The sequence below is a fragment of the Roseicyclus sp. genome (assembly GCF_052168335.1).
Lineage (GTDB): Bacteria > Pseudomonadota > Alphaproteobacteria > Rhodobacterales > Rhodobacteraceae > Roseibacterium.
The window spans coordinates 1-3,362 of the sequence record NZ_JBQLZP010000257.1; the positions used below are offsets into that span (position 1 = coordinate 1).

Consider the following 3,362-nt stretch of genomic DNA (forward strand, 5'->3'; position numbering starts at 1 on the left):
CCGCCTCGCCATCGAGGCCGGCCGCCGCCAGCGCCGCGATCGCCACGGCCGCCGCCGAGGGCGCTCCCTCCTCCACCAGGTCGCCCAGGTGCGCCTCGATCAGCCCCGTGTCCACGTCGCCGCGCGCGAAGCGCGGGTGCGCCACCAGCCGCCGCAGGAAGGCGAGGTTCGTCACCGACCCCGCGACTTCGGTCGTCGCCAGCGCCCGCGCCATCCGCCGGAGCGCGATCTCCCGCGTGGCCCCGTGCACGATGAGCTTCGCGATCATCGGGTCGTACCAGGGGCTGATCTCGTCGCCGGGCCCGACGCCGGTATCGGCCCGCGCCCCTTCGCCGAAGACAAGGTGCGCGAGACGCCCGGTGGCGGGCAGGAAGCCCTTCGGCACGTCCTCGGCATAGAGCCGCGCCTCGACCGCGTGGCCGCGGATGCAAAGGTCCTCCTGCCGCGCGGGCAGGGCCTCGCCCGAGGCCACGCGCAGCTGCCATTCCACGAGGTCGACGCCGGTGATCGCCTCCGTCACCGGGTGCTCGACCTGGAGGCGCGTGTTCATCTCCATGAAGTAGAACCGGTCGGGCCGGAGCCCCGCGCTCGCGTCCACGATGAACTCGACCGTGCCCGCGCCCGAATAGCCGATGGCCTCGGCCGCGCGGACGGCGGCGGCCCCCATCTCGGCCCGCATCTCCGCCGTCATGCCGGGCGCCGGCGCCTCCTCGATCACCTTCTGGTGGCGCCGCTGGAGCGAGCAGTCGCGCTCGAAGAGATGCACCGCCCGCGTCCCGTCGCCGAAGACCTGCACCTCGATGTGGCGCGGCTTCTCGACGTATTTCTCGATCAGCACCGCGTCGTTGCCGAAGGCGCTGGCCGCCTCGCCCTTCGCGCTCGCGAGTGCGTCCATGAACTCGGCGGGGCGCGCGACCCTGCGCATCCCCTTGCCGCCGCCCCCCGCCACGGCCTTGATGAGGACCGGATAGCCGATGGCGTCGGCCGCGCCCGCCAGGTGCCCGGGGTCCTGGTTCTCGCCGTGGTAGCCGGGCACGACGGGCACGCCCGCCTCGTGCATCAGCGCCTTGGCGGCGTCCTTCAGCCCCATGGCCCGGATCGCGCTGGCCGATGGCCCGATGAAGACGAGGCCCGCCGCCTCCACCGCCTCGACGAAGTCCGGGTTCTCCGACAGGAAGCCGTAGCCCGGGTGGATCGCCTGCGCCCCCGTCGCCAGCGCCGCCGCGATGATGACCTCGCCCCGCAGGTAGCTCTCGGCGGGCCGCGCGCCGCCGATATGCACGGCCGCGTCGGCCATCGCCACGTGCCGCGCCGCGCGGTCGGCGTCGGAATGGACCGCCACCGTGCCCACGCCGAGCCTGCGGCACGTCTCGATCACGCGGCAGGCGATCTCGCCCCGGTTCGCGATCAGGATCCTGTCGAACATGCGCCCCTCCCCGCCCGGCCGCTCACGCCAGGTCCTCCACCACCTCGAACCGCTCCCAGATCAGCCACATGTCCGGCGCGAAGATGCCGAGCCTCCGGTAGTAGCGTTCGTGGCCCGCCATCCAGCCGGCGAGGTCGTCGTCCTCGCCCTCCATCAGCGCCATCTCCTCCGTCATGTCGCGATAGCGCACCCGGCGGAGCTCGAGCGTCCGCGTCACCAGTTGCGGCGCGTCCTCGAAATCCACCGCGATGTCGCAGCGCCCGACCTCGGGCGGCGCCTCGCCCGCCGCGATCTCGGCCTCGGCGAGGCAGGTCGCCCGCTTCTTCCCCGCCCGCACCAGCGCAAGCAGCGCGGCGCAGAGCTCCGGCCCGTCGCCGAAGCGGTAGGCCACCGCGCCCGGATGGCGCGCCTTCAGCGCCTCGATGCTCCGCGTCATGGCTTCATCTTTCCTGAAATACGCACTGCGACGCCCGCCCCCCGCACCGTCACATCCGGAAGACGCCGAACCGCGTCTCGCCCACTGGCGCGTTCAGCGCCGCCGAGAGCGACAGCGCCAGCACCTCGCGCGACTTGCGCGGGTCCACGATCCCGTCGTCCCAGAGCCGCGCCGAGGCATAGAGCGGATGCGACTGGCGCTCGAACATCTCGACGGTCGGACGCTTGAACTCGGCCTCCGCCTCCGCGGACCAGTCCTGCCCCGCCTTCTCCATCGCCGCCCGCTTCACCGTGGCGAGCACGCCCGCCGCCTGCGCGCCGCCCATCACGGAGATCCGCGAGTTCGGCCAGGTCCAGAGGAAGCGCGGCGAATAGGCCCGCCCCGCCATGCCGTAGTTGCCCGCCCCGAAGGAGCCGCCGACCAGCATCGTGATCTTCGGCACCGCGGTGGTGGCGACCGCCGTCACCATCTTCGCGCCGTGCCGCGCGATCCCCTCGTTCTCGTATTTCCGCCCAACCATGAAACCGGTGATGTTCTGGAGGAACACGATCGGGGTCTTCCGCTGCGAGCAGAGCTCGACGAAATGCGCGGCCTTCTGCGCGCTCTCCGAGAAGAGGACGCCGTTGTTGGCGACGATGCCGACGGGCAGCCCCATGATCTCGGCGAAGCCCGTCACGATGCTCTCGCCGAAGCGCGGCTTGAACTCGTCGAACCAGCTGTCGTCGACGATCCGCGCGATCACCTCGCGGATGTCGTAGGGCGTGGTCAGCGCCGCCGGCACCACGTCGAACAGCTCGTCGGGATCGTAGGCCGGGGGCCGCCCGCCGAGCGCGGGCGACGTCCCCCCCGCCGCCCCGAGGGACGCCACCGCCCGCCGCGCCAGCGCCAGCGCATGGGCGTCGTCCTCGGCGAGGTAGTCCGCCACGCCCGAGAGCCGCGTGTGAACGTCGCCGCCGCCGAGGTCCTCGGCCGAGACGACCTCGCCCGTCGCGGCCTGCACGAGCGGCGGACCGGCGAGGAAGATCGTTCCCTGCTCCTTCACGATGATCGTGACGTCCGACATGGCGGGCACGTAGGCACCGCCCGCGGTGCAGGAGCCCATGACGACCGCGATCTGCGGGATGGCGGCGGCGCTCATCCGCGCCTGGTTGTAGAAGATGCGCCCGAAATGGTCCCGGTCGGGAAAGACCTCGTCCTGGTTCGGCAGGTTCGCGCCGCCCGAATCCACCAGGTAGATGCAGGGCAGGCGGCATTCCTCGGCGATTTCCTGGGCGCGGAGGTGCTTCTTCACCGTCATCGGATAATAGGTGCCGCCCTTCACGGTCGCGTCGTTGCAGACGACCATGACCTCGCGGCCCATCACCCGGCCGATCCCGGCGATGACGCCCGCGGCGGGCGCGGCGCCGTCGTACATCCCGTGCGCCGCCGTCGCCCCGACCTCGAGGAAGGGCGAACCCGCGTCGAGCAGGTTCGCCACACGCTCGCGCGGCAGCATCTTGC

General features: G+C 72.1%; 3 protein-coding genes. All 3 read right to left on the minus strand.

Annotated elements, in window-relative coordinates; translation table 11 throughout:
* On the minus strand, positions 1–1,426 hold a 1,426-nt coding region (locus ACTS11_RS07875; protein WP_442639775.1), incomplete at its 3' end, for an acetyl-CoA carboxylase biotin carboxylase subunit.
* 22 nt (positions 1,427–1,448) lie between these two features.
* A complete protein-coding gene (locus ACTS11_RS07880) occupies positions 1,449–1,862 on the minus strand; it encodes an ASCH domain-containing protein (RefSeq protein ID WP_442639776.1) in 414 nt (137 codons plus the stop codon).
* Positions 1,863–1,911: 49 nt separating this feature from the next.
* The coding region (locus tag ACTS11_RS07885) for a carboxyl transferase domain-containing protein (RefSeq protein ID WP_442639777.1) at positions 1,912–3,362 on the minus strand (1,451 nt) is incomplete at its 5' end.